Genomic DNA, 3,801 nt, shown 5'->3' with positions numbered 1-3,801 from the left:
CAGCGGCCACTCCGGCTCCCCCTCGGGAGGTGAAGAAACCGGCACCTGTGCCGCCGAAAGTGGTCAAGCCGGTCGTCAAGAAACCGGCTCCCAAGCCGGCGCCCACTCCGCCAAAGCCCAAGCCAGTACCGATGACCAAACCAGCGCCATTGGCCAGGGCCGAGCCGGTGGTCGAGCCCTCTGCGCCTGCTACCCCGCAGACGGCGGCCAATACCCAGAGCGCGAGTGGCGCCAGTGCGCCGCCGACCAAGTCCCGCCAGACTGGGGCCGGGGCCGGCAGCAGTGCGCCCATCGCACGGGATGCCAGGCTGAACAACCCCGAGCCTCCCTACCCTCCGGAGTCACGCCGACGGGGAGAAGAGGGGCGTGTGGTATTGAAGGTCCGAGTCAGCAAGGAGGGCACCGCCGAGTCGGTCGAAGTGGAGCAGAGCAGTGGTCATCGACGCCTGGACATGGTCGCCCGCAAGACCGTCAGCCGTTGGCGCTTCATTCCAGCCAAACAGAACAATACCGCCGTCCCAGCCTGGACAGGGGTTACCATTATTTTCAAGCTAGGAAACTAACCATGAATCCGGAAATCGAAACAAGCGGGATGGGCATAACGCATCTGCTCAGCCAAAACACCGGGGTGGGCCTGGTCCCGCTGATCCTGCTGGTACTGATGTCGCTCGGCACCTGCTACTACGGGTTGCTCAAGCTCTGGCTTGACCATCGCGAGCAGCGTCTGAACGCCCGTTTCCTGGGGGCCTTCTGGCACCATGAGAGCGTGCAGGCGATGGCGAACCAGCTCGCCCAGACGCCCCCTGAAGAAGCCTGCGGCAGGATAACGAGTGCGGCACTGACGGCGGTTGCCCAGATTGAGCGATCCCAGGGACGGGCCGCCTCCCTCAAGCTGGGTTCCCCCGACGACTTCTTGCTGCGCGCCCTGCGCCAGACCATCAGCGCGGAGCGGATCCGCCTCGAGCACGGCTTGGCCTTCCTCGCCTCCGTCGGCTCCGCGGCCCCCTTCATCGGGCTCTTTGGCACCGTCTGGGGCATCTATCACGCCCTGCTGGCCATAGGGGCCGCGAGCCAGAGCAGCCTGGACAAGGTCGCAGGCCCGGTCGGTGAGGCCCTCATCATGACCGGCTTCGGTCTCGCCGTCGCCCTGCCGGCGGTGCTGATCTACAACTTCTTCGTGCGCCGCAACCGCCTCAAACTCGCGGCGCTGGACGAGTTTGCCTACGACCTGTTCGCCCTGCTGGTGACCGGCGTGGAGCAGAGCGCCTCCAGGGTGACGCCACTGGCCGCCGTCGACAGCGCCAAGCAGGGGCAGATGTAATGGCTTTCGGCAAACTTCCCGGGGAATCGGACGAGCAGCCCCTCTGTGAGATCAACATGATCCCGATGATCGACGTCATGCTGGTGTTGCTCATCGTCTTCATGATCACCGCCCCCCTGCTCACCAACGCGGTCAAGCTCGAGTTGCCCGAGGCCAGCAGCCAGGTCAATCAGCCCAAGCAGGAGGATGTGATCCTCTCCATCGACGGTGCCGGCAAGATCTACTGGAACGACAAGCAAGTCGATGAGACGGCGCTGCTCGCCGAGATGGTCAAGGCCAGCGAGGCCAAGCCGGAGATCCCCGAGATCCAGCTGCGCATCGACAAGCGCGTGGAGTACGGCGCCATCGCCAAGGTGATGGCACAGGCCTCCCAGCACGGGTTACACAAGATAGCGTTCGTCAGCCAGCCTGAAAGCGAGTGATGGCCAGGAAGAGAGCAACTCGTGTAACAAGGCATCACCCAGGTGGTGCCTTGTTTATTGGCCCCCCTATACCCGGTTGCCAGCGGCGGGACTGCCCTGCATGATGCAAGGCCGCCCCGCCATTTCAAGGAGAGAAGATGAGAACATCGGATTACGTGAGGCTGCTGGTGCTGGCGGCCATCTGGGGTGCCAGCTTCTTGTTCATGCGCATCGCGGCGCCCGCCTTTGGCTCGGTCAACACCACCTTCCTGCGGGTCTTCTTCGCCCTCGTCGGGCTCGCCGCCATGCTCCTGCTGCTGCGCACCCCCATGCAGTTTCAGGGCAAGCTCAAATCCATCATGGTGCTTGGCATCATCAACTCCGGCGTCCCCTTCCTGATGTATGCCGTGGCGGCCCTCTGGCTGCCCGCAGGGTATTCCGCCATCCTCAACGCCACCACGCCCCTGATGGGGGCCCTGATCGGCTTCTCCTTCTTTCACGAGGCGCTGACCTTGCGCAAGTGGGCCGGGGTGATGCTGGGGCTGGTGGGCATCGGTCTCATCACCACCACCGGGGAGGTCGACCTGAGCGGCCAACTGGCCATCGGGGTGCTGGCCTGCCTCATCGCCACCGCCTGCTATGGCTGCGCCGGCTTTCTGACGAGGCGCTGGGTCACCGAGCGGGGAGGCCTGGACGCCAAACTGGTGGCCTTTGGCAGCCAGATAGGGGCCGTCCTCTTCCTGCTCCCCTTCTTCGGCTACACCCTGGCGACCGGCCCCGCCGTCGACTGGGCCCAGCCTGGGGTCTGGGCCAGCGTGCTGGCGGTCGGCTTCCTCTGTACCGCCTTCGCCTATCTGCTCTATTTCAGGCTGATCGCCGACATCGGCCCCCTGCGAAGTCTCACTGTCACCTTCCTCATTCCGCCCTTCGGCATCCTGTGGGGCTATCTGGTGCTGGGGGAAACCCTCACCGGCGGCTTCGTGTTCGGCGGCGCCGTGGTCTGCCTCGCGGTCTGGCTGGTGACCAGCCCCGCCAGAGCCGTCAAGTCGGCCAAGGCACAAGCCTAGGCTCCGCGTCATCTGCCGGGCCCATGGCTCGGCAGATGGGCGCAACTGGGGTAAGATGACCCCCATCGTTTCTCCCGCCCCGGCGGACACCACAGCAGGGCCAGCCTTGAATCACCTCGAACCCGCCAGTCAGAGCAGACAACAGCAGATCTTCACCGTCACCCGCCTCAACAGCGCCGTGCGCATGATCCTGGAGCAGGATCTGGGGCTGGTGTGGCTGACCGGGGAGCTCTCGAACCTCGCGATGCCAAGTTCCGGCCACTGGTACTTCTCCCTCAAGGACATGTCGGCCCAGGTGCGCTGCGCCATGTTCAAGGGCAACAACCGCCGGGTGCCGTTCCGTCCCCAGGATGGCATGCAGGTGCTGGTGCAGGCGCGAGTCTCCCTCTATGAACCCCGGGGCGACTACCAGCTCATCATCGAGTCCATGCAGCCCGCCGGGGATGGCATGCTGGCCCTGCGCTTCGAGGAGCTCAAGCGCCGCCTCGGTGCCGAAGGGCTCTTTGACGAAGGGCGCAAGCGCCCCTTGCCCCGGGAACCCCGCGCCGTGGGGCTGGTCACCTCCGCCACCGGCGCCGCCCTGCACGACATGCTGACGGTGCTTGAACGCCGCGCCCCGGACTTGCCCGTTTTCATCTACCCGACCCAGGTGCAGGGGAGCGCCGCCACCGCCCAGATCGTCTCGGCCATCATGCTTGCCAATCGCCGCGCCGAGGTGGATGTGCTCATCGTCGGACGCGGCGGCGGTTCCCTTGAAGATCTCTGGTGCTTCAACGAAGAGGCGGTGGCACGGGCCATCGCAGGCTCCGCCATCCCCGTGGTGAGCGCCGTAGGACACGAGGTGGACGTCACCATCAGCGACTTTGCCGCCGACCTTCGTGCCCCCACCCCCTCTGCCGCCGCCGAGCTGGTGGCGCCGGACAGGCGCACCCGCGCCCAGCGCCTCGTGCACCTGCGCCAGCGGCTCACCCAGGCCATGAGCCGTCACCAGGTCGCCGCCCGCCATGGCTTC

General features: G+C 65.7%; 5 protein-coding genes. All 5 read left to right on the top strand.

Going from position 1 to position 3,801, the window contains the following annotated elements; genetic code table 11:
• Window positions 1–563 (top strand): energy transducer TonB (locus AACR77_RS12460; RefSeq protein ID WP_042881934.1); only part of this gene is annotated, 563 nt, incomplete at its 5' end.
• A gap of 2 nt (window positions 564–565) precedes the next feature.
• Complete coding sequence (locus AACR77_RS12455) at window positions 566–1,321, top strand: MotA/TolQ/ExbB proton channel family protein (protein WP_042881931.1); 756 nt, start codon at window positions 566–568, stop codon at window positions 1,319–1,321.
• On the top strand, window positions 1,321–1,743 hold the full coding sequence (locus AACR77_RS12450; RefSeq protein WP_042881928.1) for an ExbD/TolR family protein: 423 nt from the start codon (window positions 1,321–1,323) through the stop codon (window positions 1,741–1,743). The genes AACR77_RS12455 and AACR77_RS12450 overlap by 1 nt, the downstream gene beginning before the upstream one ends.
• Window positions 1,744–1,880: 137 nt before the next feature.
• Window positions 1,881–2,789, top strand: coding sequence for a DMT family transporter (locus AACR77_RS12445; RefSeq protein WP_042881926.1), 909 nt, complete (start codon window positions 1,881–1,883; stop codon window positions 2,787–2,789).
• A 106-nt stretch (window positions 2,790–2,895) separates the two neighbouring features.
• Window positions 2,896–3,801 (top strand): exodeoxyribonuclease VII large subunit (xseA, locus tag AACR77_RS12440; protein WP_042881924.1); only part of this gene is annotated, 906 nt, incomplete at its 3' end.

The organism is Aeromonas sp. ZOR0002 (genome assembly GCF_963866995.1).
Taxonomy (GTDB): domain Bacteria; phylum Pseudomonadota; class Gammaproteobacteria; order Enterobacterales; family Aeromonadaceae; genus Aeromonas; species Aeromonas caviae.
The sequence above is the reverse complement of the archived record's forward strand: the minus strand, read 5'-3'. Positions and strand labels throughout refer to the sequence as shown.

Excerpts from the sequence above, each read along its gene's own strand:
- AACR77_RS12455 (WP_042881931.1), top strand. The coding sequence starts at position 566 with ATGAATCCGGAAATCGAAACAAGCGGGATGGGCATAACGCATCTGCTC.
- AACR77_RS12450 (WP_042881928.1), top strand. The coding sequence starts at position 1,321 with ATGGCTTTCGGCAAACTTCCCGGGGAATCGGACGAGCAGCCCCTCTGT.
- AACR77_RS12445 (WP_042881926.1), top strand. The coding sequence starts at position 1,881 with ATGAGAACATCGGATTACGTGAGGCTGCTGGTGCTGGCGGCCATCTGG.